At 63.0% G+C, this 22,902-nt stretch carries 28 protein-coding genes and 1 tRNA gene; 13 read left to right on the top strand and 16 right to left on the bottom strand.

From position 1 onward, the window contains the following. Nucleotides 1–4: 4 nt before the first annotated feature. Both trxC and ABIA42_RS19975 read right to left on the bottom strand, forming a co-directional pair. The gene (gene trxC / locus ABIA42_RS19980) at nucleotides 5–448 is read right to left on the bottom strand and encodes a thioredoxin TrxC (RefSeq protein WP_271533064.1); all 444 of its coding nucleotides are present in this window, start codon (nucleotides 446–448) and stop codon (nucleotides 5–7) included. Beyond that, a complete protein-coding gene (locus tag ABIA42_RS19975) occupies nucleotides 445–1,731 on the bottom strand; it encodes an NAD(P)/FAD-dependent oxidoreductase (protein WP_370122058.1) in 1,287 nt (428 codons plus the stop codon). The genes trxC and ABIA42_RS19975 overlap by 4 nt, the downstream gene beginning before the upstream one ends. A gap of 116 nt (nucleotides 1,732–1,847) precedes the next feature. Here ABIA42_RS19975 and ABIA42_RS19970 point away from each other — a divergent pair, with 116 nt between their 5' ends. The 4 genes from ABIA42_RS19970 (at nucleotide 1,848) to ABIA42_RS19955 (ending at nucleotide 6,858) form a co-directional block, all read left to right on the top strand. Continuing rightward, the gene (locus tag ABIA42_RS19970) at nucleotides 1,848–2,147 is read left to right on the top strand and encodes an ArsR/SmtB family transcription factor (protein WP_370124031.1); all 300 of its coding nucleotides are present in this window, start codon (nucleotides 1,848–1,850) and stop codon (nucleotides 2,145–2,147) included. Between the two features lie 130 nt (nucleotides 2,148–2,277). After that, nucleotides 2,278–3,270: an efflux RND transporter periplasmic adaptor subunit gene (locus ABIA42_RS19965; protein WP_271533714.1), complete on the top strand. Its 993-nt coding sequence runs from the start codon at nucleotides 2,278–2,280 to the stop codon at nucleotides 3,268–3,270. Beyond that, nucleotides 3,267–6,491, top strand: a complete 3,225-nt coding sequence (locus ABIA42_RS19960) for an efflux RND transporter permease subunit (RefSeq protein ID WP_271533058.1) — start codon at nucleotides 3,267–3,269, stop codon at nucleotides 6,489–6,491. The genes ABIA42_RS19965 and ABIA42_RS19960 overlap by 4 nt, the downstream gene beginning before the upstream one ends. A gap of 10 nt (nucleotides 6,492–6,501) precedes the next feature. Next, the gene (locus tag ABIA42_RS19955; protein WP_271533056.1) at nucleotides 6,502–6,858 is read left to right on the top strand and encodes a carboxymuconolactone decarboxylase family protein; all 357 of its coding nucleotides are present in this window, start codon (nucleotides 6,502–6,504) and stop codon (nucleotides 6,856–6,858) included. Between the two features lie 78 nt (nucleotides 6,859–6,936). On the opposite strand, the gene ABIA42_RS19950 is transcribed toward ABIA42_RS19955, so the two are convergent. The 4 genes from ABIA42_RS19950 to ABIA42_RS19935 all read right to left on the bottom strand — a co-directional run bounded on the left by ABIA42_RS19950 (nucleotide 6,937) and on the right by ABIA42_RS19935 (nucleotide 8,964). Continuing rightward, the gene (locus tag ABIA42_RS19950; protein WP_370122063.1) at nucleotides 6,937–7,269 is read right to left on the bottom strand and encodes a hypothetical protein; all 333 of its coding nucleotides are present in this window, start codon (nucleotides 7,267–7,269) and stop codon (nucleotides 6,937–6,939) included. A gap of 116 nt (nucleotides 7,270–7,385) precedes the next feature. After that, on the bottom strand, nucleotides 7,386–7,856 hold the full coding sequence (locus tag ABIA42_RS19945) for a PaaI family thioesterase (RefSeq protein ID WP_370122066.1): 471 nt from the start codon (nucleotides 7,854–7,856) through the stop codon (nucleotides 7,386–7,388). A gap of 10 nt (nucleotides 7,857–7,866) precedes the next feature. Continuing rightward, nucleotides 7,867–8,457, bottom strand: coding sequence for a bifunctional transcriptional activator/DNA repair enzyme AdaA (locus ABIA42_RS19940; protein WP_370122069.1), 591 nt, complete (start codon nucleotides 8,455–8,457; stop codon nucleotides 7,867–7,869). A gap of 102 nt (nucleotides 8,458–8,559) precedes the next feature. Then, nucleotides 8,560–8,964, bottom strand: a complete 405-nt coding sequence (locus ABIA42_RS19935) for a hypothetical protein (RefSeq protein WP_370122072.1) — start codon at nucleotides 8,962–8,964, stop codon at nucleotides 8,560–8,562. A gap of 152 nt (nucleotides 8,965–9,116) precedes the next feature. On the opposite strand from ABIA42_RS19935, the gene ABIA42_RS19930 reads away from it, so the two are divergent. Then, nucleotides 9,117–9,341, top strand: coding sequence for a hypothetical protein (locus ABIA42_RS19930; protein WP_028181098.1), 225 nt, complete (start codon nucleotides 9,117–9,119; stop codon nucleotides 9,339–9,341). Between the two features lie 121 nt (nucleotides 9,342–9,462). On the opposite strand, the gene ABIA42_RS19925 is transcribed toward ABIA42_RS19930, so the two are convergent. Both ABIA42_RS19925 and ABIA42_RS19920 read right to left on the bottom strand, forming a co-directional pair. Next, nucleotides 9,463–9,702, bottom strand: coding sequence for a PilZ domain-containing protein (locus ABIA42_RS19925; protein WP_271533047.1), 240 nt, complete (start codon nucleotides 9,700–9,702; stop codon nucleotides 9,463–9,465). Nucleotides 9,703–9,824: 122 nt separating this feature from the next. Beyond that, nucleotides 9,825–10,289 (bottom strand): PaaI family thioesterase, encoded by a 465-nt coding sequence (locus ABIA42_RS19920; RefSeq protein ID WP_370122077.1) that lies wholly within the window; start codon nucleotides 10,287–10,289, stop codon nucleotides 9,825–9,827. Between the two features lie 382 nt (nucleotides 10,290–10,671). Here ABIA42_RS19920 and ABIA42_RS19915 point away from each other — a divergent pair, with 382 nt between their 5' ends. Then, nucleotides 10,672–10,968, top strand: a complete 297-nt coding sequence (locus ABIA42_RS19915) for a hypothetical protein (RefSeq protein WP_061883069.1) — start codon at nucleotides 10,672–10,674, stop codon at nucleotides 10,966–10,968. A gap of 108 nt (nucleotides 10,969–11,076) precedes the next feature. Then, the gene (locus ABIA42_RS19910; protein WP_271533045.1) at nucleotides 11,077–11,331 is read left to right on the top strand and encodes a hypothetical protein; all 255 of its coding nucleotides are present in this window, start codon (nucleotides 11,077–11,079) and stop codon (nucleotides 11,329–11,331) included. 12 nt (nucleotides 11,332–11,343) lie between these two features. Here the strand turns inward: ABIA42_RS19910 and ABIA42_RS19905 are convergent, their stop codons facing one another. After that, nucleotides 11,344–11,577: a hypothetical protein gene (locus tag ABIA42_RS19905; protein WP_035680900.1), complete on the bottom strand. Its 234-nt coding sequence runs from the start codon at nucleotides 11,575–11,577 to the stop codon at nucleotides 11,344–11,346. Between the two features lie 318 nt (nucleotides 11,578–11,895). On the opposite strand from ABIA42_RS19905, the gene ABIA42_RS19900 reads away from it, so the two are divergent. Further along, nucleotides 11,896–12,153 carry a DUF2798 domain-containing protein gene (locus ABIA42_RS19900; protein ID WP_239625028.1) on the top strand — a complete coding sequence of 86 codons (258 nt, stop codon included), beginning with the start codon at nucleotides 11,896–11,898 and terminating at the stop codon, nucleotides 12,151–12,153. A gap of 568 nt (nucleotides 12,154–12,721) precedes the next feature. On the opposite strand, the gene ABIA42_RS19895 is transcribed toward ABIA42_RS19900, so the two are convergent. Together ABIA42_RS19895 and ABIA42_RS19890 are read right to left on the bottom strand one after the other, a co-directional pair. Then, a complete protein-coding gene (locus ABIA42_RS19895) occupies nucleotides 12,722–12,892 on the bottom strand; it encodes a hypothetical protein (RefSeq protein WP_271533041.1) in 171 nt (56 codons plus the stop codon). Nucleotides 12,893–13,379: 487 nt separating this feature from the next. Further along, nucleotides 13,380–13,580, bottom strand: a complete 201-nt coding sequence (locus tag ABIA42_RS19890) for a hypothetical protein (RefSeq protein ID WP_271533039.1) — start codon at nucleotides 13,578–13,580, stop codon at nucleotides 13,380–13,382. Between the two features lie 480 nt (nucleotides 13,581–14,060). On the opposite strand from ABIA42_RS19890, the gene ABIA42_RS19885 reads away from it, so the two are divergent. Then, nucleotides 14,061–14,216 (top strand): hypothetical protein, encoded by a 156-nt coding sequence (locus ABIA42_RS19885; RefSeq protein WP_370122083.1) that lies wholly within the window; start codon nucleotides 14,061–14,063, stop codon nucleotides 14,214–14,216. A 31-nt stretch (nucleotides 14,217–14,247) separates the two neighbouring features. On the opposite strand, the gene ABIA42_RS19880 is transcribed toward ABIA42_RS19885, so the two are convergent. The 4 genes from ABIA42_RS19880 to ABIA42_RS19865 all read right to left on the bottom strand — a co-directional run bounded on the left by ABIA42_RS19880 (nucleotide 14,248) and on the right by ABIA42_RS19865 (nucleotide 16,781). After that, the gene (locus ABIA42_RS19880; RefSeq protein WP_370122086.1) at nucleotides 14,248–14,448 is read right to left on the bottom strand and encodes a hypothetical protein; all 201 of its coding nucleotides are present in this window, start codon (nucleotides 14,446–14,448) and stop codon (nucleotides 14,248–14,250) included. 327 nt (nucleotides 14,449–14,775) lie between these two features. Beyond that, the gene (locus tag ABIA42_RS19875; protein WP_370157155.1) at nucleotides 14,776–15,483 is read right to left on the bottom strand and encodes a hypothetical protein; all 708 of its coding nucleotides are present in this window, start codon (nucleotides 15,481–15,483) and stop codon (nucleotides 14,776–14,778) included. A 134-nt stretch (nucleotides 15,484–15,617) separates the two neighbouring features. Next, nucleotides 15,618–16,520: a transposase gene (locus ABIA42_RS19870; protein ID WP_370122092.1), complete on the bottom strand. Its 903-nt coding sequence runs from the start codon at nucleotides 16,518–16,520 to the stop codon at nucleotides 15,618–15,620. 161 nt (nucleotides 16,521–16,681) lie between these two features. Then, a tRNA-Val gene (locus ABIA42_RS19865) sits at nucleotides 16,682–16,781 on the bottom strand. A gap of 126 nt (nucleotides 16,782–16,907) precedes the next feature. Here ABIA42_RS19865 and ABIA42_RS19860 point away from each other — a divergent pair. The 4 genes from ABIA42_RS19860 to recA all read left to right on the top strand — a co-directional run bounded on the left by ABIA42_RS19860 (nucleotide 16,908) and on the right by recA (nucleotide 19,485). After that, on the top strand, nucleotides 16,908–17,297 hold the full coding sequence (locus ABIA42_RS19860) for a type II toxin-antitoxin system RelE/ParE family toxin (protein ID WP_370122095.1): 390 nt from the start codon (nucleotides 16,908–16,910) through the stop codon (nucleotides 17,295–17,297). Beyond that, a complete protein-coding gene (locus tag ABIA42_RS19855) occupies nucleotides 17,281–17,793 on the top strand; it encodes a helix-turn-helix domain-containing protein (RefSeq protein WP_370122098.1) in 513 nt (170 codons plus the stop codon). Before ABIA42_RS19860 ends, ABIA42_RS19855 begins: the two co-directional genes overlap by 17 nt. Next, nucleotides 17,780–18,133: a hypothetical protein gene (locus ABIA42_RS19850; protein ID WP_370122101.1), complete on the top strand. Its 354-nt coding sequence runs from the start codon at nucleotides 17,780–17,782 to the stop codon at nucleotides 18,131–18,133. Before ABIA42_RS19855 ends, ABIA42_RS19850 begins: the two co-directional genes overlap by 14 nt. 263 nt (nucleotides 18,134–18,396) lie before the next feature. Beyond that, complete coding sequence (gene recA / locus ABIA42_RS19845; RefSeq protein WP_100176636.1) at nucleotides 18,397–19,485, top strand: recombinase RecA; 1,089 nt, start codon at nucleotides 18,397–18,399, stop codon at nucleotides 19,483–19,485. Between the two features lie 434 nt (nucleotides 19,486–19,919). Here recA and gcvP read toward each other — a convergent pair whose 3' ends face one another. Further along, a complete protein-coding gene (gene gcvP / locus ABIA42_RS19840) occupies nucleotides 19,920–22,787 on the bottom strand; it encodes an aminomethyl-transferring glycine dehydrogenase (RefSeq protein WP_370124035.1) in 2,868 nt (955 codons plus the stop codon). Nucleotides 22,788–22,902: the final 115 nt, after the last annotated feature.

Here is a 22,902-nt window from a genome sequence, read left to right as displayed (position 1 = left end):
CGACTTAAGAACGGGTCAGGTTGGATTCAGTCCAGGCGACGATGCTGCGTGCATCCATCGCGCCGGAATGGCGGGCGATCTCGCGGCCGCCGCGCATCAACAGCAGGGTCGGGATGCCGCTGATGTCGAGGCGCGACGACAGTGCAGGTGCGTTGTCCGAGTTGAGCTTCAACAGCCGGACGTTCGGCTCCAGTTGCTGGGCGGCGCGCTCGAACATCGGTGCCATGGCGCGGCACGGGCCGCACCACGGTGCCCAGACGTCGACCAGCACGGGAATGTCGCTGTTGGCGACATGGCGGCCGAAGGCGTCCTCGTCCACCTCGATCGGATGACCAGTGAACATCGGCTGGTGACAGGCGCCGCAACGCGCACCTTGCGCCGCGCGTTCGGCAGGCAGGCGATTGATGCGTCCGCAACTGCCGCAGACGATCTGGCGTGTCGTGTTCATGTGCCGGTTCGGACCTCCTTGATCTTGGCGATGTTCAGCCGGTCGAGCAGGAAACGCTCATAGAACGGCTCGCTCTCGCCGCGCCGCATCTTGCGCAGGAAATATTTCTCGAAGGCCACCTTGGCGAGGTGCACCCATTCTCCCTTGGAGGACCAATTGACGTTTCGCGGCGGGATCTGCGGCTGCGCAAGGAAGGCGACGCCGGAGTCGCCAAAGTCGGCGAGACAGATCGCGTTCCAGGTTGGCTGCGCCGTGGGCGCGTTGCCGCGAAGCAGGGCGCCGATGTTCATCGCCGTCGCCGTCACCATGGATTCAATCATGAAGCCCGTCTTGGGGACGCCGACCGGCACCGGCGTCGCGCCGACCGGCGCGATCGCGACGCAGACACCGACCGCGAAAACGTTGGGAAAGGCGGGATTCTGCTGGTGCTTGTCGACGACGACGAAGCCACGTGGGTTGGTCAGTTTCTCGATGCCGCGCACCGCCTCGACGCCGCGGAAGGCGGGCAACATCATCGAATAGGCGAATGGCAACTCGTGGGCCTTGCGAGACGTGCCGTCGTCGGCGAACTCCTCCACCGACATCAGGCCGGGGGCGACGTTGTCGACGCGGGCGTTGGTGATCCACTTGATGTGCTTCTCGCGCATCTCGCTTTCCAGAAGCCCCTTGGTGTCCCCGACGCCGTCGAGACCGAGATGGCCGATATACGGCTCCGAGGTGACGAACGTCATGGGGACCCGGTCGCGCAGCTTCCGCCGGCGCAGCTCCGTCTCCAGGATGAAGAGGAATTCGTAGGCCGGCCCGAAACAGGACGCGCCCTGCACGGCGCCGATCACGACCGGGCCGGGGTTCGCCGCGAGCTTCTCGAAGGCTTCACGGGCATGCGTGGCATGATCGACGTGGCAGATCGACTGGGTATGGCCTTTTGGACCGAGACCCGGAATCTCGTCGAACGCCAGTTCGGGGCCGGTCGCGACGACCAGGTAGTCGTAGTCGATCGAGGTGCCGTCGCCGAGCTCGACACGGTTCTCGGTCGGGTGGACGCGCCTTGCGCCCTGCGTCAGCAGTCGCACGCCCTTGCGCTTCATGACGTCCGCGAGATCGATCTCGATCTCTTCGCGCTTGCGCCAGCCGACTGCGACCCAAGGATTGGATGGGACGAAATGATAGACGGCGCCTTGCGAGACGACGCTGAGGCGATCCTCCTTTCTCAACTGCGGCAGCAATTCATAGGCCATCAGCGTTCCGCTCAGACCAGCTCCGATTACGACAACTTCCGCCATGGGTTACCTCCGTTGGGTCAAGCCGCTCCGCCGGTTCAGTTCCGGCTGTCGTGCAGCGCTTGACTATATATTCGTAATTTCGTATATACGCAAGTATGAAGATGAACGTTGAAGTTATGGAGCGGGCGGCGGATCAGGCGAGCGAGCTGCTGAAGGCGCTCGCCAACCGGCATCGTCTGCTGATCATCTGCCAGCTGATCGATGGCGAGCGGTCGGTCGGCGAACTCGCCGAATTCCTGAACCTCCGGGACTCCACGGTGTCCCAACATCTTGCGCTCCTTCGCAAGGACGGACTGGTGTCTGCCCGGCGCGAGGCGCAGACGATCTTCTATTCGATCGCGAGCGAGCCGGCGCGCGAGGTGCTGAAGACGCTCTATCAGGCGTTCTGCTCGCCGAGGTCCGCAAGGACAAAATAAACTTAGGATAGCTCGGGTGAGGGCGCCTTGAGCAGGATCAACACGCCCCATTCCGATGCAGATGAAATGAGCTGCGCAGTGGCGTGGTGATGCTTTGATCATGACACGGAAAAGTTCCATGCGATGTATGATGAGATATCTAGGCCTGCTGGCCGCCTTCGCGGCGATCGGCTCGTCTGGAACACCGGCCACGGCAGCCGAAACACTCGTGGTCACCCCGCAATCGATCGCCGATCAAAAGGCCGTCTTCGCCACGGTCGAAAGCACCAGCGTGGTGCCGGCGCGTGGACGCATCGGCGGCACGGTGGTTCAGCTCAAGGTCAGGGAGGGGGATCGCGTCGCCGCCGGTCAGGCAATCGCGGCCATCGGCGACGAAAAGCTCGTGTTGCAGATGAAATCGCTCGACGCGCAGATCGAGGCGCTGCAGGCGCAGGCGAACCAGGCGCAGCTCGACTTCACCCGGACCGAAGGGCTGGTCGAACGCGGTATCCTGCCCCGGATCAAGCTCGACGAGCAGCGCACCGCGCTGAACGTCGCCGAGAACGGCCTGCGTGCCAAGACTGCCGAACGCGCGGTGATCAACGAGCAGCTCAACCAGGGGCAGGTGCTGGCGCCGGCGGATGGTCGCGTGCTGAAGCGGTTGATCACGATAGGATCCGTCGTGCTCGCCGGCGATCCGATCGTCACCGTCGCCCAACAGAACTTCAAGCTGCGGCTTCGCGTGCCGGAGCGGCATGCGCGCTTCCTCAAGGCGGGCGACAAGATTCGCATCGACGGCGCGGAGTTCGTTGGAGAAGCCGCCAAGGCGGGCGTCATTGACCTCGTTTATCCTCAAATCGAGGAGGGGCGCGTCATCGCGGATGCGACCGTCGAGGGCCTCGGCGAATATTTCGTCGGCGACCGCTTGCGGGTCTGGATCTCCGGCGGCGCGCGACCGGCCTTTGTCATCCCCTCGAGCTATGTGACGACCAGGTTCGGCATCGACTACGTTCGGCTTCAGAAGGACAGCGGAACGATAGACGTGCCAGTGCAGCGTGGCCGCGAACTGCCGACGCCGGCGCTTCCCGACGGGCTCGAGATCCTGTCCGGCATTTCGGCTGGCGACCAATTGGTGCGGCCGTGAATCTCGGGCTCTCAGGACGGTTGACCAAGTCGACCATCGCATCGCCGCTGACGCCGCTGTTCCTGCTCGCGTCGCTCGTCGTTGGGCTGATCGCCGTCGTGGTGATCCCGCGCGAGGAGGAGCCGCAGATCAGCGTTCCCATGGTGGATATCCGCGTCAATGCCGACGGCTTGCGCGGGCCGGACGCGGTGGAGCTGGTGAGCAAGCCGCTGGAGTCGATCGTCAAGGGCATCGACGGCGTCGAGCACGTCTATAGCCAGACCGAGGACGACCGCGTGATGGTCACTGCGCGCTTCCTGGTCGGCACCAAGTTCGAGGATGCCATCCTGCGGGTGCACGAGAAAATCCGCGCCAATCTCGACCGCATTCCCGTGGGTATTCCCGAGCCGCTGATCGTCGGTCGGGGCATCAATGACGTCGCGGTCACGGTGTTGACGCTGGCGCCGAAGCCGGAAGCTGCCAGCCGCTATACCGACAAGGACCTCTACGAGCTCGCTGACAAGCTGCGCGCTGAGCTGATGAAGGTCGACGATATCGGCCTGACCTACATATCCGGCGGCGCGGCGCAACAGATCCGGGTCGAGCCTGATCCGGAGAAGTTGTCGCTGTTCGGCATCACGCTGCAGCAGCTCGTGGCGAAGGTGAAGGACGCCAATCGCTCGTTCCTGGCGGGACAGGTCCGCGATGCCGGCATCGTGCGGAGCGTCGCTGCGGGGCAGACGCTGTCCGGCATTCCCGATATCGGACTATTGCTCATCACGAGCCGCGACGGCCGGCCGGTCTACGTCAAGGACGTCGCCTCCGTCGTCGTCGGCCCGAGCACCATCGAGCATCGCGTCTGGACGGAATCGCGCGACGCAGCTGGACAGTGGACGCGGACGCCCGCCGTCAGCGTGGCGCTGGCCAAGCGGGCCGGCGCCAATGCGGTCGTCGTGTCCGAGAACATCGCCGAGCGCCTCGAAGGATTGAAGTCGCGCCTGATTCCCGAAGATGTCCAGGTGACGGTGACCCGCGACTACGGCGAGACCGCCAACGAGAAGGCCAACGAGTTGCTGTTCCATCTCGGGCTCGCAACGATCTCGATCGTCGTGCTGATTGCGATCGCGATCGGATGGCGCGAGGCGCTGGTGACCTTCGTCGTGATTCCCACGACGATCCTGCTCACGATGTTCGCCGCCAATTTGATGGGCTACACCATCAACCGCGTCAGCCTGTTCGCGCTGATCTTCTCGATCGGAATTCTCGTCGACGACGCCATCGTCGTGGTCGAGAACATCGCGCGGCACTGGGCCATGCGCGACGGCCGGCCGCGCCTGCAGGCGACCATCGAGGCGGTGGCGGAGGTCGGCAACCCCACCATCGTGGCGACGTTGACTGTGGTCGCGGCGCTGTTGCCGATGCTGTTCGTGTCGGGCCTGATGGGCCCCTATATGGCGCCGATCCCGGCCAATGCGTCGGCTGCCATGCTGTTCTCGTTCTTCGTGGCAATGGTGGTGGCGCCCTGGCTGATGCTCAAGCTCGCGCCGAAGGGCGACATTGCGTCGACGCATGCGGGCCACGATGAAGGCCGGCTCGGCCGGCTCTACCGGCGCTTCGCCACGCCGATCGTGCGGAGCAAGCGGTCTGCCTGGATATTCCTGCTCGGCGTCGGCATCGCGACGCTGCTGTCGATGACGCTGTTTGCGACCAAGTCGGTGACCGTCAAGCTTCTGCCGTTTGACAACAAGTCCGAGATCGCCGTTCTCGTCGACCTGCCGGAAGGGGCGAGCCTGGAGGCGACCGAGCGCACGCTGTTCGGCGCGGCCGAGATTGCGCGGCAATTGCCGGAGGTCACCTCGCTGCAATCCTATGCCGGCACGCCGGCTCCGTTCAACTTCAACGGCCTGGTTCGGCACTATTACTTGCGGGAGAGGCCCGAGTTCGGCGAAGTGCAGATCAACCTGACTGCGCGCGGCGAGCGCAAGCGCGCGAGCCATGAGATCGCGCTCGAGCTGCGCGAGAAGCTGAAAGCGCTCGGTCCGCCCACGGGCACCAGCATCAAGGTGGTCGAAGTGCCGCCCGGCCCGCCGGTGCTGTCGACGCTGCTCGCCGAGGTCTACGGTCCCGATGCGACCACGCGCCGGGCGGTCACGGCCGAGCTCAAGAAGATTTTCGCGGAAGTGCCGTTCATCGTCGACATCGACGATTCCGTCGGCGAGAAGCGGCCGAGGCTGCGGCTCTCGATCGATCAGGACCGGCTCGAATTCTTCGGCGTCGAGCAGCGCGACGTCTATGACACCATCCAGACGCTGTTCGGCGGCACCTCGATCGGCTATTCGCATCGCGGCGAGGACCGCAACCCGATCGAGATCGCGGTGCATCTCGGAAAGCGCGACCTGGTCTGGGACGAAGCTCTGGCCTCCACGCCGGTGCCGGCCAATACCGTGCCCGGCAGCAAGACGGTGGTCGAGCTTGGACAGGTCGTGAAGGCGACCATGGAGGAGGGCTCGCCGACGATCTTCCGCCGCGATGGCCGCTTCGCCGACATGGTGATGGCCGAGCTTGCCGGGCGCTTCGAGGCGCCGCTCTACGGCATGCTCGCGGTCGCCGATCGCGTGGATGCCCATGACTGGGGCAAGCTGCCGAAGCCTGCGATCAGCCTGCACGGCCAGCCGTCGGACGAGTCGCGTCCGACGCTGTTGTGGGACGGCGAATGGGAAATCACCTGGGTGACCTTCCGCGACATGGGGGCGGCCTTCGGCGCAGCCATTCTCGGCATCTACGTGCTGGTCGTCGCCCAGTTCAGGAGCTTCCGTCTGCCGCTCGTGATCCTGACGCCGATCCCGCTGACGCTGATCGGCATCCTGATCGGCCACTGGCTGCTGGGTGCGCCGTTCACCGCGACCTCGATGATCGGCTTCATCGCGCTGGCCGGCATCATCGTGCGCAACTCGATCCTGCTGGTCGACTTCATCCGGCACAGCGGCGCCGAGGGCAAGTCGCTGCGCGATGTAGTGCTGGAAGCCGGCGCCGTCCGCTTCAAGCCGATCCTGCTCACCGCGCTCGCGGCCATGATCGGGGCTGCAACCATCCTGCTCGATCCGATTTTCCAGGGATTGGCGATCTCGCTCCTGTTCGGGCTTGCCTCGTCGACGCTGCTCACCGTGCTGGTGATTCCCGCGATCTACATCGCCTTGCGCGCGCCGCGCGAGGCGGCTCCGACCACAGCCAGATCCAGCTAGCGAGGAACCGATGGACAAGAACTACGTCGACATCACGAGGGACATCTCGGCGAACCTGAAGAAGCTGCGGAGCGACATTCCCGACACCATGAAGGGATTTGCCGTACTTGCCCAGGCCGCTACGCGCGACGGCGCGCTGGACAAGAAGACCAAGGAGCTGATCGCGCTTGCGCTCGGCGTCGCCGCGCATTGCGACGGCTGCATCGGCTTTCACACCGAGGCGCTGGTCAAGCTCGGTACGACGCGCCAAGAGATCGAGGAAACGCTCGGCATGGCCGTCTACATGGGAGGCGGGCCGTCGCTAATGTACGCTGCGGATGCGATCGCGGCCTACGAGCAGTTCCAGCAGCAATCGGCCGCCGTATAGCGCCGGTCACCTGACACGACTGTGCGAACGGGACCGGCGATTCGTCTCCGCCGGTCCCGCCCATTGAGCCTTGATCGACTACCAACGGTCGTCGACACCGACTCCGACGCTCACGCCGGGCGCGCGAATGCCGACTCCGGCGCGCGGGCCGTCGTCCCAATGCCGATGATAGGTCCGGCGCTCGTAATAGCGTTCGCGCGGCATCGAGTTATAAGAATCGCGTACGATCACGCGTGAACCGCCGCGCGTGCGATAGCAGCGGCCGGCGTCGTCGCAGACGAGCCGCACCTGCTGGACGAGATCCGGATTGGCGTATTCGCTAGTCGTGTAGATATCGGAAGCCTTCGCACTCGACACGGCTGCCAAGGCACCGACGCCCGCCAGCAGCGCCATCGTAAACGTCCTCATCATGTCCTCCTCCGAGATTGCCCTCGGCGGTAACAAGAAGGGGAGGCGGTGATCGTTCCCGCCGCGATGCTGGTTTTTCCCGGAACCGGCACCTTGTCGGGCGGCTTGTTCCCTTGATCTCAAGTCGGGAAGATGAGGCACGTGGTCGTGCCGTGAGCGAGCAATCGGCCCTTGGCATCGATCACGCGTCCATCGGCCGTTCCGATGCGGCGGCCGCAATTCAGAACCTTGCCCTCGGCCGTGATCCGGCCGGTCTCCGGCGTAATCGGTCGCAGCAGCGAAACCTTGAACTCAAGCGTGGTCTGGCTGGTGCCCTTGTCGAGGGCCGACTGGATCGCCAGTCCCATGCAACTGTCGAGCAAGGTGGCCGTGAGACCACCATGCACAGTGCCTGCCGGATTGAGGTGAGCGCCGGTGGGGACCATCGCGACGACGACGCGACCAAGTTCAGCCTCCACCACATCATAACCCAGTGTTTGGGCGATCGTGTTGAGAGGCAGGGTTCCGTCGGCAAGGCCTTGGACGAATTCCAACCCACTCATCTGTTTTTGTCGTTCGGCGTCGACCGTTCCATAGCTCTTCGCGGTCATCTGAATCTCCTCATCGCACTCGTCTGTGTTGAAGTCGCGAAGCTTCGGCCTTTCTCCGGAAGGCCGATGGCGGGCTGCCGTAGAGTCGTGTGAATGCGGTGCTCATGCGTCGCGTGCTCGAAAAACCGGAGCGTTCCGCGACGGCTGCCATCGGAAGATCGCTTGAATCAAGCAGCCGCTTGGCACGCTGGACACGGATTGACAGCGCCACTTGCAGTGGAGACGCATCGAGATGTTGGGCGAACAGACGTGCCAGGTGGCGTGCGCCGACTCCCAACCGTTCAGCCAGCCGCTCCACGCCGCCGCGATCGAGCTCCCCCTTCTCGATGAGGGCCAGCGCGCGTTCGACGGTCGTTCTGGAGCCTTTCCATGCAGGACAGAACGGCGCTGTTTCCGGGCGGCATCTCAGGCAAGGACGGAAGCCGGCGTGCTCGGCCGCGGCCGCGCTACGATAAAACGTCACGTTGCGGGCGAGTGGCGTGCGCGCCGGGCAGACGGGACGACAATAGACGCCCGTTGTTCTCACCGCGACGAATATCACGCCGTCCAACGTTGCGTCGCGGCGGCGGAGGGCATCGTAGTGGGCGTCGAAGTCGAGCATGGCGCCCGCTATAGCGTCTCCATTTTTGCAGGGCGAGTCTGATGCGATGACCGTGTCCGAAAACGACCGGGGCGGACGTACATCGTCCAGGGCGCGCCTAGACTAGATCGGCTCGTAAGTCTCGGTCCGGCAGATGTCGTCCTCTTCCGCGCGTCGGCGGTCGACAACGCGTCCGCCTGATATCGTCACGATGTAGGTCTGGGCACCGAGCGGCGTGCCGGTCGCGGAGGTGAGCTGCGCGCGGACGCACGCCGTCCAGCCCGGTCCTCGCGCCTCGCGACGGGGCGGGGCGACGTGCACCTCGCGCGGATAGGACGTTGCGAGAAAGACGACGTCGATCTGCTCGCGCACCACGCGCTTGACGTCGGGAGGCGCTTCGGGTGGCGGCTGCTCCGCCTCCTTCATGCGCATGAATTCCGGCACCGGTGCGCGGCTGTCGGCAAAGCCGCAGGCACCGAGCGCAAGCGCGCCACCGAGCAGCGCTGCATGAGAAATAATCCGCAACATCCGTGAAGGTCCCCTGCGGACCGACAAATAGGCACGAATGCGATCCGACGAAGTCCGCGCCAATCAAAACTTGCTGAAGGCGCAGAACCCTGGGCGTTTGCTATTCCGCGTTTGCGGGCTAGTTTGTACCCCACATGAGGGGGATTGCACCGATGAGGATTTTGGTCATAGCGGCAGCGGTCCTGGCACTGACGGCTGCCTCGGCGCAGGCGCAGGGCCGGCGCCAGCCTAACGATGGAGCCAAGCCCGCGGACAACACGCCCAAGGTCGACGAGAAGGCCTACAAGGCGGCGCTCGAGCGCATTCCCGAGCCCAAGGACAAGTACGACCCGTGGGGCGGCGCCCGCCCGAGCGAACCTGCCAAGAAGCCGAAATGAAGTGAGGCTTGCGGACCTGCCAGCTTGATTTCGGCCGGGCTCGCACTCCGTCGTCGTATCGGGCGAACATGGATCGGCATCGCGCGTACGAAGCGAACGGTCATTCACACCGTGTGCACGACTACACGAAGGCGAGGCCGACGCGCTTGTTGCTGCGCCAGACCGTGCGACAATGCCGTGCGAAACGGTCGCGCGCGATCGAGAGCTTGAACGATTGCGGCAGCATGACGGGGGCGTCCAGATCGATCGCCGCGCCGCCAGCCGACATGTTTCGCACCGTGCAAGCGATGCCGCCGTTTTCGAAGGTGATCGTTCCACCTTTGAAAACACGGTGACGTTGCGATGCGCGCTTCTCGATCATCCGCGTCAGGTCCTGCTGATGATTGTGAATTAGTGCATAGAAATTACATTGAACTAAACTCAATACTGGCGCTACTTGCGTAGCGCTTCAGACTTTGTTTACGACGTCGAAGCGGAGCGCGTTCACCCCGGCAGCATCGCGAACGCGCTCGACACCATCGCGACCGGCTTGCTGTCCGCGGCGGAGAGCAGCGTGACGCGGCCAAAGCTCATGGTGCGCCCGAGCCGCACCACGCGCGCATCCGCCAGCACGTCCATTGAGGAGACCGCGCGCATGAAATGCGTGGTCTGGTCGACCGTGGTCATGGGGCGGTAGCCGCGGTTGGCAGCGAGGATCGCGATCACCATGGCGGTGTCGGCAAGCGCCATCAGGGCCTGGCCGCAGACCACGCCGCCGTTCCGGCACAGCCGCTCCGAAAGCGGCATGCGCAGGAGCGCGCCCGGCTGCCAGTCCGGTACGTCTGCCGGCTGCGCGTACTCGATGCGCTCGACCGCGAGGTTGAGATCCTGGACCCAGGGCGCAAAAACCTCGCCCAGGATGCGGCGGGCGTCGGCGAGGCCGAACTCGGCTTCTGGCTGCATTTGCATTGGCGTCGCGCTCTCCTGTGTTGCCGGATGTTTCGCCTCATTGTGCGCGCATCGGCGCGGCAAAGTCACCCGGTCTCGCGCAGGTCCCGTCGGCTTGAAATTGCCTGACTTGGCCCGGTATGATGCCCTGCTTGGGTACGGGTGGATGATGTTGCGTCGGTGTGTCCTCGTCTTTGGCATGGTCGCGCTCGGTCTCGCGCTGAGCGGGTGCACCAAATGCGGCCCGATCTGGGACGACTGGCTGCATGCCCCCAAATCGTGCAGATCGGATCGGCTCTAGCGGGCCCATACGGCCTTGAGCGGCCCCAGGTTGCGACCAGGCTGAGACAAGGATGACACGGCGCGGGCGATCCGCGCGCCATGGATGATCGAGGAGTAGATGATGAAGCTTTTCCGTTTGGCCGCGGTGCTGGCCGTGCTGGCGGGACCTGCCTACGCGCAAATGCCCAATCTCAATTTGCTGCAGGATGCCCCGAGCAAGACCCCCGAGGAGAAGGCCGCCGAAGCCGAGCGCGATAAGGCCTACAAGGAAACGCTGAAGAAGATTCCGGATTCGAAGGCGTCCAACGATCCCTGGGGCGGCATGCGCTCCGATCCGCCGAAGCAGCCGGCGGGACCGAAGGCATCGGCCGTAACCGGTACGCCGAAGAAGACCAAGAGCGGCACCGCCGCCAACTGACCGCAGCCCCGTTCGGGGGCGACACGATGCCTTTCGGACAGGACTCCTCTTGATCCGGCCCGCGCCCTACATTTGGCTGAGAGCGTAGCGCGCAGAGGAGGGCAGGACATGGCCGATCGTCCGCGGGATCTCGCCGAGCGGATGGCGCGTCGGCGCAGGATGGCCGGCAAGCCGGGCCAGGCGGCCGGCGACGGCTATCTGCGCGAGACCTTCACGCTGCCGCGCGCGGCGGCGCGGGAAAGGGCGCAGGCCTTCTTCGCCCGCTACCCCAAGGCCGGCTACATGAGTGCGGTCGAGACCTGGCGCGAACTGCCCGGCGGCGACATCGAGTTCACCATGCGGCGGCTGCCCAGCGCGGACTGATCCGAAAGACTGCTAGTCGAAGGTTTCGGCAACGATGCGGATCCGGAACACCGGCTCCTTGGCCTCGTCCAGCAGCTCCATCTGCCATTCGGAATTTTCCTGGAGCTTGCGGGCAATGCCGGCGGTCATGTCGGCGCAGACGCTGGTCATCTCCTTCCAGGCCGCATCGCGATTGGCAAATTCCGTCGCCTGGTCGGCGCAGCCGGAATAACGGCCGTTGCGGATTCGAAAGAAATAGAGCGGCATGGCAGGCACCGATCGCGCGCATGGTGCCTCGCCCCCCAAGGCCCTGGGCGCGCGCAGTCCAATCCCAAACCATCGTGAGATCAATCCCGGGCGGCTACGGACTACACGGGACCGTTGGCGGGCTGCGGCGCGCAAATGGGCGATCGCGCTCCGTGGTTCTCCGACCATGAACAGAGTTCCTGAACTCCGTTCAGGTTGCACCTGGGGCACGGGGTCAAGGCGCGGCTGCACGCTGGTTCCTGCCGAGGCTTCCAGATCCCGACCAGGTGACGGCATGTGCCTTGCTTGCCTGTGGAGGCAGGCACCCACGGATACCCCATGCTCGGCATTCCCCGCCGCTATTCTCATTTCGTCTTCGGCATCATCCAGTCCGGACTGACCTCGCTGGTCGCGGCGGGAATCGCCAGCTTGCCCGCAGGCAGCCCGATGATCTTCGTTCGGCACTGGATGGTGTCGTGGCTGATCGCATGGGCTGCGATGTTGCCCATCGTGCTGCTGGCGGCACCCGCGATCCGCGCCTTCTCGCTGCGCCTGACCCGGGAGGAGAGGGACCCGCGAGCCAGCCGGCAGGCTTGAAAAAGCCCCGTAGGCTCGGCACGTGAAGGTCGCGCTCGAACGGCCGCAGACTGACCGCGCACCCGTCCCAATTTCGACATCCGTTCGCACCACTGCCGACACACCCGTCGGCAAGATTTTATCCGTTCGGCGTGGCCATGGGGGAAACGTGGCCCGCCGACAACGGGGTGGCATCATGGATAACGTAGAGCGGTCATTTGCCGCCGCGACGGCGGCTGGCTTCGTCGTGCTGGTGATTGGGCTGGTGCTGCTGGCGCTGCTGTAGACGGGGTTGGGTGCCGGGGACGGCGGCAAGTGCCCATCCGGGGGATGGTGCCGGGCACGCCTCGACATTCAAAAAGTCGAAAACAACCCCATGCACAGTAGGCTGCTTTGAAATTTCATTGGTCGGCCAACAGGTTATGAGTAGTATTTAGATACCTTGAAGCTGCGCGCAGCGCCTTCGCGGGGCCATGCAGCCCCGGCGCGCGATGCCGGATCGAGATCGCGATGGCTCCGGGCCGAGGGACCAGCGACCGCTGCCGCATCGAGGACGGCCTCGACCCACGCCGGAGCCGGCCTTAGGCGCCTAGTGGATCTTGATCTCGTTCAAGGGCAGGCGGAGCTCGGCGGCGCGCTCTTCACGGTCCTTCTTGCGGAACTCGTTTTCCTTGCGCTCGAACTTCACCATCTCCTTCTGCGCTGCCTCCAGCAGCGGATTGCGTCTGATCGCACCGTGCTGCGTGTCGTTGTCCGTCATGACTGAGGTCCCCGGAGTTGCGGTCCCATCCCCAGAGAAGGCCGGAGACCGCAAAAAGGTTCGGTGCCGCAGGATTGCGGAAACATGACGGCGCAGCGGCCGCGTTCTTGATGCGCGGCAGCCTTCGCGCTCGAAGAGCAACACGGCGTATGCCCGCTATTTCGGTGGTTGAAGCCCGATCTCGTTCAAGGGCAGGCGCGGCGGCGCGCTCTTCACGGTCCTTCTTGCGGAACTCGTTTTCCTTGCGCTCGAACTTCACCATCTCCTTCTGCGCTGCCTCCAGCAGCGGATTGCGTCTGATCGCACCGTGCTGCGTGTCGTTGTCCGTCATGACTGAGGTCCCCGGAGTTGCGGTCCCATCCCCAGAGAAGGCCGGAGACCGCAAAAAGGTTCGGTGCCGCAGGATTGCGGAAACATGACGGCGCAGCGGCCGCGTTCTTGATGCGCGGCAGCCTTCGCGCTCGAAGAGCAACACGGCGTATGCCCGCTATTTCGGTGGTTGAAGCCCGGGCGATTTGACCCAGTCGTGCAGATGATTGGCGACGTCGGCCTGGCGGGCCTTCTTGAGGAGGGCGTCTCGCTCGGCACCCGGTGGAAGCCGGGAAGCCTGCTGCTGGACCTGCTTCACCCATGCGGAAAGCCGGTCTTGAAGGGTCAGCTGCTGCTTGAAACGTCGCCGATTGAACATGGCGCTCTCATATCCATGCGAGGAAGGCGGGAGCGCGATCGGCGACCTCGTCACCGATAGTGCCAAGGATCCGCGCGGTGATGAATCTATTAGGATCCATAAACGGATCCGCGTCTGTTCAGTTGTGCGCACAAGGCGAATTGGGCAGCCGAAATGAATCTCGGCAATTGACGAGCAGCCTTTCGGCCTGCATCCAATCGTCCGAACCAGGAGCGAATGAATCCACCAATCGCCGTTGCCGGTCCGCGCGCGCACGGCATGTTGCAGCCCTGCGATTTTCGGCGCGCAGTATGAAACAGATCTCTGAAAGAGGCCGCTGGCGGAGGCGGCGTCCCTTTCTTCAAAAAACGCTGAAAATGAGCGTGTATGCGAAGACTGTAGAAAGGACGCCCAAGGCAACGGTGGTGATTTTAAAAACGAGGACCGCGGTCAAGCTGCACCCTCCTATGATTCAAATCACTTGAATCCTACGCCTAAAGCATGATCGGGGAAAGTGCGCAGCGGCTTTCCGAAAAGATCAGCGTTCTTCAGGCAGGAAACCGTCTCGAGATAACGGCCAAGGTGGATGCCGCCGGTCTGGCGAAGCTCAAGGAAGCCCTTGGGCGTGACGAGGAGATTTTGAAGCTCCTGCGATGAAAGAGGCCGCCCACTGAGGTGGCCTTACCTTTTACGTCGGTGCCTTTAGACCGGGCGACCGCAGCCACTCACTGATGTGCGAGCCGGTTTCAGCCAGCCGGGCTTTGCGGATTGCACGCTCCCGCTCAATGCCTGGTGGAAGCAGTTTGGCTTGCTCGCGCAGGCGCAGGGCCTCGGTGACAAGGCGTTCTTCAAGGGATGTGGTTTGTTTGATGCGGCGTCGCAGGTGCATGGCGCTAGCTTCCGTCCAGAGGCATGAGGCGGGATCGCCGCGATGGCGTTCTCGTCACCGATCAATGCCCAGGGCCGCGCGGTGACGGTTTCTTGTTAACACCTGTGGCAGACCGAATCTGAGCAAGTTTGACCACTCGCCCCCAAGACGAATTGAGCCCCTCCAAATCCAACTTGGGACGCGGGGGTCAAATACGGTCAGTACCCGCATCCGGGTACTGGCCGAATCAGGCCACTCGCAAATTCAAAACCGGCCACTCACAATGAGTGAGAGGTTAAGGCTACACAGGAAGAGAGCGCTCGCGGCTTGGGCCGCAGTTTTCCTTGGTTACGGCCTTTGCTTTACGCCAACCATGATTGAGGCTGCGTACTGCACTCCTGTAGTCATGGGGGAACTTAAATACATACTTCCGCCGGATCGAACAGCAAACGCGCCAGAGTTTTTTACGAGAGCAGGTGGCAAAGCGGAGACGATTGCATTTACAAGCTTGGCATCCGAGCCATTTACTGTGATGCCGAAGTACAGATTAGGTCCTGGTCCAACTGAGCTTATTCCGTTGCCAACGACGATCTTGGCGGCAGTCAGCCCCTCAATCAGTTGTGCTGCTAGGATAGCTCCATCAGGGTCTGATTGGTATGAGGACACGGCCACCCTAGAATCCGCGAAGCTAGAAAGCGCTGCCGTCAATGCGGCCACTTCATGCTTCGTAAGCCTCCGTGGCGCAATTTGTGCCTCCAGCGCCAAGTTTGCGGCTCTTAGCTCCTCAATGCGCTGGTTTGCCCTTGCGGTGCCTTCCTTGGCGGAAGCAGTCTCGGCTTCGTTTGCCGAAACACGCTCGTCTGAAAAGCGTTCTTTGACGTTTGATGACCAAAACTGGATAATGAGAAATACTACCGTGGCGCAAGCGGCCAAAGCGGTTATGCCGCCAGCGATCATTAGCCCCCACCAAGACCGGCCAAACCAAGTATTGGCGGTATCAAGTAGCGCAGGATCGAGCGACACGGACTTTAGAACAGGTTCAACGTTAGTCACCATTGTGGTTATCGCCCTGGCCCCGATCTCAGCTATCATCGCTCTCGCGCTGTTCTTTTGGCAGGCCTATCGAAAACGCTAAATATTTTGCAATGCTACTCCTTGTAGTTCCAAACCCGCAAGTAGAGTGACTGCGCCTAGGCGCGGCCACCCTGAATTACCGTGAACTTCCGGCGCCGATCTGGCGGGGTCTCAGTGGGCAGCGCGGGGGCCACGGAGAGCGCGGCGTTCACAAGCTCCGCAATTGTCCAAGTCTTAGACGAAACGCCCAGCGCCTTCGCTGGCGTCGTGCGCAGCGCTTCGTGCACACGGCAAAGATTGTAGTGCGCGACGTACAGCGCGACCGCTGCAACGTGGTTGTCCAGTTTCTTGCTAAAGCCGTTGGTCAACCGGGTGAACCGGCGTGATGCCATGCGGAGTGTAAGGTTCTGGCGCTCAACATATGAGGTCGAAACGTACTGATCTGGATCGCCCGACACTACGTCACGGCTTACAGCTACTACGGCGGCCGGGGAGTAGCGGCCCTGCGCTTCCTTTACGAGGTGCGTTACTGAGTAGGTCTTTACGATCACGCCGTGCGAGGCTTCCGGCCCGAAGGCGTCGCGGATTGCCATGCGGTAAGGGTGGAAGCCGTCCGTGCTGATCTCCGGCTGACCGATGACGCGGCTACGGAGGTCATGAAGGAAGTCCATCGTGCTTTCGGTATTCCTCTTGCCGACGCCCCAGCTAATGATCGCCTTCTGCGTCCCGGCCATGCCGATGAAAACGTACTGATCGCCCTTGGCGTTGATCTCGTGGCGCTTGACGTTCTTCTGCTTCTTGCCGACGAAGCTCCACAGCTCGTCCAGCTCAAGACGCTCGGTGCGCACGCCGACCATGATGCGGTCGTGCAGCTCCATGCAGCCCATGCCGACGCGCAGAGCCAGGCTGGCGACGGTGCCACGGTTGACGCCGGTAAGGCGGGAAGCGGTGCGGATGCCGACGCCTTCGCAGAGCGCAGCAATGACTTCGACTTGTTTATCTCGGGACAGGACGTTCATGAGGGCGCAATCCTCTGGTTTGAAGAATTGGCCTGTCAGCGACTCTAGAAATGACGCCCGCCAAGGCGTATATTCTGATTTGGTTATCGCTTCGGGGCGCAATCCCGGGGTTGGTAGCTAGGGATCGGCAGCGCGCCAACGCGGTCGGTCCCACTGGTTTGCGGAGGTGGTGGGATTCGAACCCACGGGGCCCAGAACCGCCAAGCTCGCGGGCCCACTGGAGTGTAAACCCAGCGCAATCAGCCGCTCTGCCACACCTCCGGCTGGCCTTCCCGGAAGCCCCGAATTGACCTACCGTAGGTTGATCGGGGCTTTCGTTTTGGTGATTCTCTTTTAGCAAAATTGCGAAAGCGCGGTCAATTACTTTTTCGCAATTTTGAGAAATTGATGCTGGCGGTCTGGACTTTCAGGTGTTATGTTTCGGCTAGCGGCCGTGACATGTTCAAAGACTGGTATGATGACCAGTCTGAGCAGGTACAAGCTGCAGTAGATGTCGCATTGGAATTCTTGGCCCAACGGCCGAGACATGACTGGCGGAGACCAGAGTTTGACTTGCTGTCAGGGAAGATGCGCGAGGTGGGTGAAATCCGCTTCAAGGTGGATAAGCAGTATCGAATTCTCGGTTTTTTTGGCCCGAATACCTCTGAATTCACGATGCTAATAGGTGCAAGCAAGAAGGGTAGCAATTACGACCCAAGGAATGCGCTCGAAACCGCCTTAGATCGAATGGATCAAGTGAAAAAAGATAAGGGCCGCAGCCATGTTTTCGATTTTTGATATCAGCAAAAAACTTTGGGACCGCCTTCAAAAGAAGGCTTATCGACAAGCTTACCTGGCCGAGCATGTTCGGCGAGGCATCGCTTATCAAATCCGCGCTCTTCGCGATCAGCGCGGATGGAAGCAAGGAAAGTTTGCCGCCGAGCTTGGAAAACCTCAAAGCGTGGTCAGCCGCCTAGAAGACCCCGATTATGGCAAGGTGACAGTCCAAACCTTGCTTGAAGTCGCAGCCGTCTTTGACGTGGCTCTACAGATTAGATTCGTTCCGTTCTCAACCTTTATTAGGAGCTCGCGCGATGTCTCTCCATCATCGATGCAAGTCCCTGAGTTTAAGGATGATCATGGCTTTAAGCCTATAAATGTCCTCGTGAGATCTGGGGCTGCTCGATCAATCGCAACAGGCTGGATTAATTCTCTCGGTCGCAGAGAGAGAACGCCAATAATGGTGCTGCCAAATCCGGTCCATACTGATGGTGCTGTAAATGTCGTCCACTGATGAAGCCGCCGCCACATTTGTTTCTGAGAAGAACATTGAGCGCGCCCCAGATTGGAAGGTTGTCTATTGCAATATTCTCGGCATCGGGTGGGGCGAGGTTGAAGCAAGGCTGAATGTCGCGTTCGATTTAGATCTTTCGAAGCCAGGGACGGCTGTTCGCGAGGAATTAGTTGTGGTGATGCCTCATCGGGCAGCGAAGATTTTGGCGCATTCGCTGACGTCGATCATCGCGAACTATGAAGCTGCTAACGGACCCATTCCATTCCCGGTCGAAAAAATGCAAGAAATCGACAGTTCAATTCGAGAGCAGGCTTTGCGAGGACGCCAAACCGAGAAATGAAAGAGGCCGCCCACTGAGGCGGCCTCTACTTCCTTGCCTAACAATTAATCACATAACTTATAGCTGACATATGCTGCCACTTCGGCAAATCAGGCCACTAGCAAAATCAAACTAGGCCACCGCGCTCGGAAACAGGCCAGCGCCCGCATCCGCAAAAGAACATATTGCGAACCGGGAACAAATGGGGTACATTGCTTTTATCGCCGAGCTGCCTCGCAACGTTTGTCCCTCACGCGAATCCTCGCCATAAGGAGCACGACCCAATGTCCGCAACTGCCTTGCGTATCGTCGAAGGATCTTCCATGGACAAGAGTAAAGCTCTGGCCGCCGCGCTCTCCCAGATCGAGCGCCAGTTCGGCAAGGGCTCGGTGATGAAGCTCGGCAAGAACGACCGGTCCATGGACATCGAGGCGGTGTCCTCCGGCTCGCTCGGGCTCGACATCGCGCTCGGCATCGGCGGCCTGCCCAAGGGGCGTATCGTCGAGATCTACGGGCCGGAATCCTCGGGCAAGACCACGCTGGCGCTGCATACGGTGGCGGAAGCGCAGAAGAAGGGCGGCATCTGCGCCTTCATCGACGCCGAGCACGCGCTCGACCCGGTCTATGCCCGCAAGCTCGGCGTCAACATCGACGAGCTCCTGATCTCGCAGCCCGACACCGGCGAGCAGGCGCTGGAGATCTGCGACACGCTGGTGCGCTCGGGCGCTGTCGATGTGCTGGTGATCGATTCGGTTGCGGCGCTGGTGCCGAAGGCCGAGCTCGAAGGCGAGATGGGCGATGCGCTGCCGGGCTTGCAGGCCCGTCTGATGAGCCAGGCGCTGCGCAAGCTGACGGCCTCCATCAACAAGTCCAACACCATGGTGATCTTCATCAACCAGATCCGCATGAAGATCGGTGTGATGTACGGCTCGCCGGAAACGACGACCGGCGGCAATGCGTTGAAATTCTACGCCTCCGTCCGCCTCGACATCCGCCGCATCGGCGCGATCAAGGAGCGCGACGAGGTGGTCGGCAACACCACGCGTGTCAAGGTGGTGAAGAACAAGCTGGCGCCGCCCTTCAAGCAGGTCGAGTTCGACATCATGTACGGCGAGGGCGTCTCCAAGATGGGCGAGATCCTCGATCTCGGCGTCAAGGCCGGCATCGTCGAAAAGTCCGGCGCCTGGTTCTCCTATGACAGCCAGCGCCTCGGCCAGGGCCGCGAGAACTCGAAGGCATTCCTGAAGGCCAATCCCGACATCACCGCCAAGATCGAGACCTCGATCCGCCAGAACTCCGGCCTGATCGCCGAGCAGATTCTCGCCGGCACACCGGAGCGCGACGCCGACGGCGAGGAGCCAGCGGAAGAGTAAGACTAACGCGAAGAGTTTTCGCGAGGAGCGGGCGCTGAGGACGTTGAGTTGCCGACGTCATCGGTGCCCGTTTCGTTTTGCGCGAGGGGGGCGCGCGCCGCTACCTCAAAGGTGCACTCCCTCTCCCGCTTGCGGGAGAGGGCCGGGGAGAGGGTGTTTCTGCAATGGGACACTCCCCAAGAGGAAAAAGCCCTCACCCGGCGCAATGCGCCGACCTCTCCCGCAAGCGGGAGAGGTGAACGGCCGCCGCGGTCATCGATTCAACCTAAGGCCATTCCGTTTTAGGTCGAAGCCGTAGAGCGGATTGGCCGTGCGATGCGCGAAGCCATTGCCCGGTGCAATCCACCACTGTTCGTCTCTGCGGAAGCTGAAGCGGTGGGTTGCGCCGGCGGACCGTGCTTCGCACAGCCGCCTGCCCACCACCCACCGATTCCTTATTCCGCCGCTTCCGCGTAGTCGCTCACCGGCGGGCACGAGCACACCAGGTTGCGGTCGCCATAGACGTTGTCGACACGGCCCACCGGGCTCCAGTACTTGTCGGTGCGCGAGCTGCCCGCGGGGAAGCAGCCTTCGCTGCGGCTGTAGGCGCGCTTCCAATCGTCGTCGGCGATGTCGTGCACGGTGTGCGGGGCGTGACGCAGCGGGGATGCCTCGATCTTGAAGCGGCCGGCCTCCACCTCGGCGATCTCCTTTCGGATCGCGATCATGGCGTCGCAGAATCGGTCCAGCTCAGCCCTGGATTCCGACTCGGTCGGCTCGATCATCAGCGTGCCCGGCACCGGGAAGCTCATGGTTGGAGCGTGGAAGCCATAGTCGATCAGGCGCTTCGCGATGTCGTCGACGGTGACGCCGCTTGTCGTCTTCAGCGGACGCGGGTCGACGATGCACTCGTGTGCGACGCGTCCCCTGGCGTTCTTGTAGAGCACCGGGAAGTGTGGATCGAGCCGCGCTGCGATGTAGTTGGCGTTGAGGATCGCGATCTCGGTGGCACGCTTCAGGCCGTCGCCGCCCATCATCAGGATGTAGATGTAGGAGATAGTCAGGATCGACGCTGAGCCGAACGGCGCGGCCGAGACCGGCCCGACCGGAGCGTCGCCTTGTGTTGCCGGGTGACCGGGCAGGAACGGGGCGAGATGCGCCTTGACGCCGATCGGGCCCATGCCGGGGCCGCCGCCGCCATGCGGGATGCAGAAGGTCTTGTGCAGGTTGAGATGGCTGACGTCGGCACCGTAATCTCCGGGCCTGCTGAGGCCGACCTGCGCGTTGAGGTTGGCGCCGTCCAGATACACCTGGCCGCCATGGCCGTGCACGATGTCGCAGATCTCGCGGATATGCTCCTCGAACACGCCGTGGGTCGAGGGATAGGTGATCATGACTGCGGCGAGGTCGTTCGAATGCTTCTCGGCCTTGGCGCGGAGGTCGTTGACGTCGACGTCGCCGTTCTTCTCGCAGGCGACCACCACCACGTCCATGCCGGCCATCGCGGCCGAGGCCGGGTTGGTGCCGTGGGCGGAGGAGGGGATCAGGCAGATCTTGCGATGCGCTTCGCCGCGCGCGAGATGATAGCCGCGGATCGCGAGCAGCCCGGCATATTCGCCCTGCGCGCCCGAGTTCGGCTGCAGCGAGATCGCGTCATAGCCGGTGATGTCGCACAGCCACTTCTCCAGCCGCGCGAACAGCGCGTGATAGCCGGCGGCCTGCTCGCGCGGCACGAACGGGTGCAGCGTCGCGAACTCCGGCCAGGTCAGCGGCATCATCTCCGTGGTCGCGTTCAGCTTCATGGTGCAGGAGCCGAGCGGGATCATGGCGCGGTCGAGCGCGAGGTCGCGATCGCTGAGCTTGCGCATGTAGCGCAGCATCTCGGTCTCCGAGCGATGCGCGTGGAAGACCGGATGGGTGAGGAACGGGGTGGTGCGCTTCAGCGTCTCCGGCAGCGCCTCGCGCGTCCCGGCGTCGATCTCGGCATAGGCGAAGGTGCCGCCGAAGGCGCGCCAGACCGCTTCCACCGTCGCAGGCGTCGTGGTCTCGTCGAGCGCGATGCGCAGAGCCGCATCACCGATGCCGAGATTGATCCTTTCGGCCGCGGCGCGCGCGACGATCTCGGCGCGCCTGGCGCCGGCATCGACGCTGAGCGTGTCGAAGAAGTTTTCGGACTGCGGCGCAAAGCCGAGCTTGCGCAGGCCGCTCGCGAGCACGGCGGTGCGGCGGTGGACGTTGCGCGCGATCTGCGAGAGCCCCTCGGGGCCGTGATAGACCGCATACATCGAGGCGATCACGGCGAGCAGCACCTGCGCGGTGCAGATGTTGGAGGTTGCCTTCTCGCGGCGGATGTGCTGCTCGCGGGTCTGCAGCGCGAGGCGGTAGGCAGGCATGCCGCGGGAATCGACGGAGAGGCCGACGATGCGGCCGGGCAGCGAGCGCTTCAGCGCATCGCGCACCGCCATATAGGCCGCGTGCGGCCCGCCATAGCCCATCGGCACGCCGAAGCGCTGCGCCGAGCCGATCGCGATGTCGGCGCCCAACTCGCCGGGTGAGGCCAGCAGCGTCAGCGCCAGCAGGTCAGCGGCAACGATCGCAAGCGCGCCCTTGGCCTTCAGCGCCGCAATCGCAGGCCTGAGGTCGCGCAATGCGCCCGACGTTCCCGGATATTGCAGCAGCGCACCAAGCACGTCAGTCTCAGCGAGATCGGTGAGGGGATCGCCGACGATCAGGGTCCAGCCCAGCGGCTCGGCGCGGGTCCGCATCACGGCCAGCGTCTGCGGATGGACGTCCTTGTCGACGAAGAAAGCCTTCGCCTTCACCTGCGAGTGCCGCTCCGCGAGCGCCATCGCTTCGGCCGCCGCGGTGGCTTCGTCGAGCAGCGAGGCGTTGGCGACGTCGAGCCCGGTGAGGTCGCAGATCATGGTCTGGAAGTTGAACAGCGCCTCCAGCCGGCCCTGGCTGATCTCGGGCTGGTAGGGCGTATAGGCCGTGTACCAGGCCGGATTCTCCAGAATGTTGCGCTGGATCACCGCGGGCAGGATCGTGCCGGAATAGCCTTGACCGATCAGCGAGGTGAAGACCTGGTTCTGACGCGCGAGCTCGCCCATATGCGCGATCGCCTCGGTCTCGCTGAGCGGCTTGCCGAGATCGAGCGGGGCGGTCTGCCGGATCGAAGCCGGCAGCGTCTCCGCCATCAGCGCGTCCACGCTTTTGGCGCCCACGGTCTCCAACATTGCGGTGACGTCGCGCGCCGAGGGGCCGATGTGGCGGCGGACGAAAGAGGCGGCGGTTTCGCCGTTGGATTTGCGGTGCGCGGTCATCATGGGTCCTCGCTTCAGGTCATCTGTCGTCGTCACGCCCCTCAGTTCAGGGGCAATCGCATAAGCGGATCACGTTCCTTCGGCACCACCGTGCCACAAACTCGTCATGCCCGGG

The sequence above is a fragment of the Bradyrhizobium sp. USDA 327 genome, assembly GCF_041262065.1.
Lineage (GTDB): Bacteria > Pseudomonadota > Alphaproteobacteria > Rhizobiales > Xanthobacteraceae > Bradyrhizobium > Bradyrhizobium liaoningense.
This window is presented reverse-complemented; position numbering and strand designations above follow the sequence as displayed.

Excerpts from the sequence above, each read along its gene's own strand:
- trxC (WP_271533064.1), bottom strand. The coding sequence starts at position 448 with ATGAACACGACACGCCAGATCGTCTGCGGCAGTTGCGGACGCATCAAT.
- ABIA42_RS19875 (WP_370157155.1), bottom strand. The coding sequence starts at position 15,483 with ATGGTGACTAACGTTGAACCTGTTCTAAAGTCCGTGTCGCTCGATCCT.
- ABIA42_RS19890 (WP_271533039.1), bottom strand. The coding sequence starts at position 13,580 with ATGTTCAATCGGCGACGTTTCAAGCAGCAGCTGACCCTTCAAGACCGG.
- ABIA42_RS19870 (WP_370122092.1), bottom strand. The coding sequence starts at position 16,520 with ATGAACGTCCTGTCCCGAGATAAACAAGTCGAAGTCATTGCTGCGCTC.
- ABIA42_RS19895 (WP_271533041.1), bottom strand. The coding sequence starts at position 12,892 with ATGACGGACAACGACACGCAGCACGGTGCGATCAGACGCAATCCGCTG.
- ABIA42_RS19950 (WP_370122063.1), bottom strand. The coding sequence starts at position 7,269 with ATGATGAGGACGTTTACGATGGCGCTGCTGGCGGGCGTCGGTGCCTTG.
- ABIA42_RS19940 (WP_370122069.1), bottom strand. The coding sequence starts at position 8,457 with ATGCTCGACTTCGACGCCCACTACGATGCCCTCCGCCGCCGCGACGCA.
- ABIA42_RS19935 (WP_370122072.1), bottom strand. The coding sequence starts at position 8,964 with ATGTTGCGGATTATTTCTCATGCAGCGCTGCTCGGTGGCGCGCTTGCG.
- ABIA42_RS19900 (WP_239625028.1), top strand. The coding sequence starts at position 11,896 with ATGCTCGGCATTCCCCGCCGCTATTCTCATTTCGTCTTCGGCATCATC.
- ABIA42_RS19880 (WP_370122086.1), bottom strand. The coding sequence starts at position 14,448 with ATGCACCTGCGACGCCGCATCAAACAAACCACATCCCTTGAAGAACGC.
- recA (WP_100176636.1), top strand. The coding sequence starts at position 18,397 with ATGTCCGCAACTGCCTTGCGTATCGTCGAAGGATCTTCCATGGACAAG.
- ABIA42_RS19855 (WP_370122098.1), top strand. The coding sequence starts at position 17,281 with ATGTTTTCGATTTTTGATATCAGCAAAAAACTTTGGGACCGCCTTCAA.
- ABIA42_RS19930 (WP_028181098.1), top strand. The coding sequence starts at position 9,117 with ATGAGGATTTTGGTCATAGCGGCAGCGGTCCTGGCACTGACGGCTGCC.
- ABIA42_RS19945 (WP_370122066.1), bottom strand. The coding sequence starts at position 7,856 with ATGACCGCGAAGAGCTATGGAACGGTCGACGCCGAACGACAAAAACAG.
- ABIA42_RS19970 (WP_370124031.1), top strand. The coding sequence starts at position 1,848 with ATGGAGCGGGCGGCGGATCAGGCGAGCGAGCTGCTGAAGGCGCTCGCC.
- ABIA42_RS19860 (WP_370122095.1), top strand. The coding sequence starts at position 16,908 with ATGCTGGCGGTCTGGACTTTCAGGTGTTATGTTTCGGCTAGCGGCCGT.
- ABIA42_RS19925 (WP_271533047.1), bottom strand. The coding sequence starts at position 9,702 with ATGATCGAGAAGCGCGCATCGCAACGTCACCGTGTTTTCAAAGGTGGA.
- ABIA42_RS19955 (WP_271533056.1), top strand. The coding sequence starts at position 6,502 with ATGGACAAGAACTACGTCGACATCACGAGGGACATCTCGGCGAACCTG.
- ABIA42_RS19915 (WP_061883069.1), top strand. The coding sequence starts at position 10,672 with ATGAAGCTTTTCCGTTTGGCCGCGGTGCTGGCCGTGCTGGCGGGACCT.
- ABIA42_RS19905 (WP_035680900.1), bottom strand. The coding sequence starts at position 11,577 with ATGCCGCTCTATTTCTTTCGAATCCGCAACGGCCGTTATTCCGGCTGC.
- ABIA42_RS19965 (WP_271533714.1), top strand. The coding sequence starts at position 2,278 with ATGAGATATCTAGGCCTGCTGGCCGCCTTCGCGGCGATCGGCTCGTCT.
- ABIA42_RS19910 (WP_271533045.1), top strand. The coding sequence starts at position 11,077 with ATGGCCGATCGTCCGCGGGATCTCGCCGAGCGGATGGCGCGTCGGCGC.
- ABIA42_RS19920 (WP_370122077.1), bottom strand. The coding sequence starts at position 10,289 with ATGCAAATGCAGCCAGAAGCCGAGTTCGGCCTCGCCGACGCCCGCCGC.
- ABIA42_RS19850 (WP_370122101.1), top strand. The coding sequence starts at position 17,780 with ATGTCGTCCACTGATGAAGCCGCCGCCACATTTGTTTCTGAGAAGAAC.
- ABIA42_RS19885 (WP_370122083.1), top strand. The coding sequence starts at position 14,061 with ATGATCGGGGAAAGTGCGCAGCGGCTTTCCGAAAAGATCAGCGTTCTT.
- gcvP (WP_370124035.1), bottom strand. The coding sequence starts at position 22,787 with ATGACCGCGCACCGCAAATCCAACGGCGAAACCGCCGCCTCTTTCGTC.
- ABIA42_RS19975 (WP_370122058.1), bottom strand. The coding sequence starts at position 1,731 with ATGGCGGAAGTTGTCGTAATCGGAGCTGGTCTGAGCGGAACGCTGATG.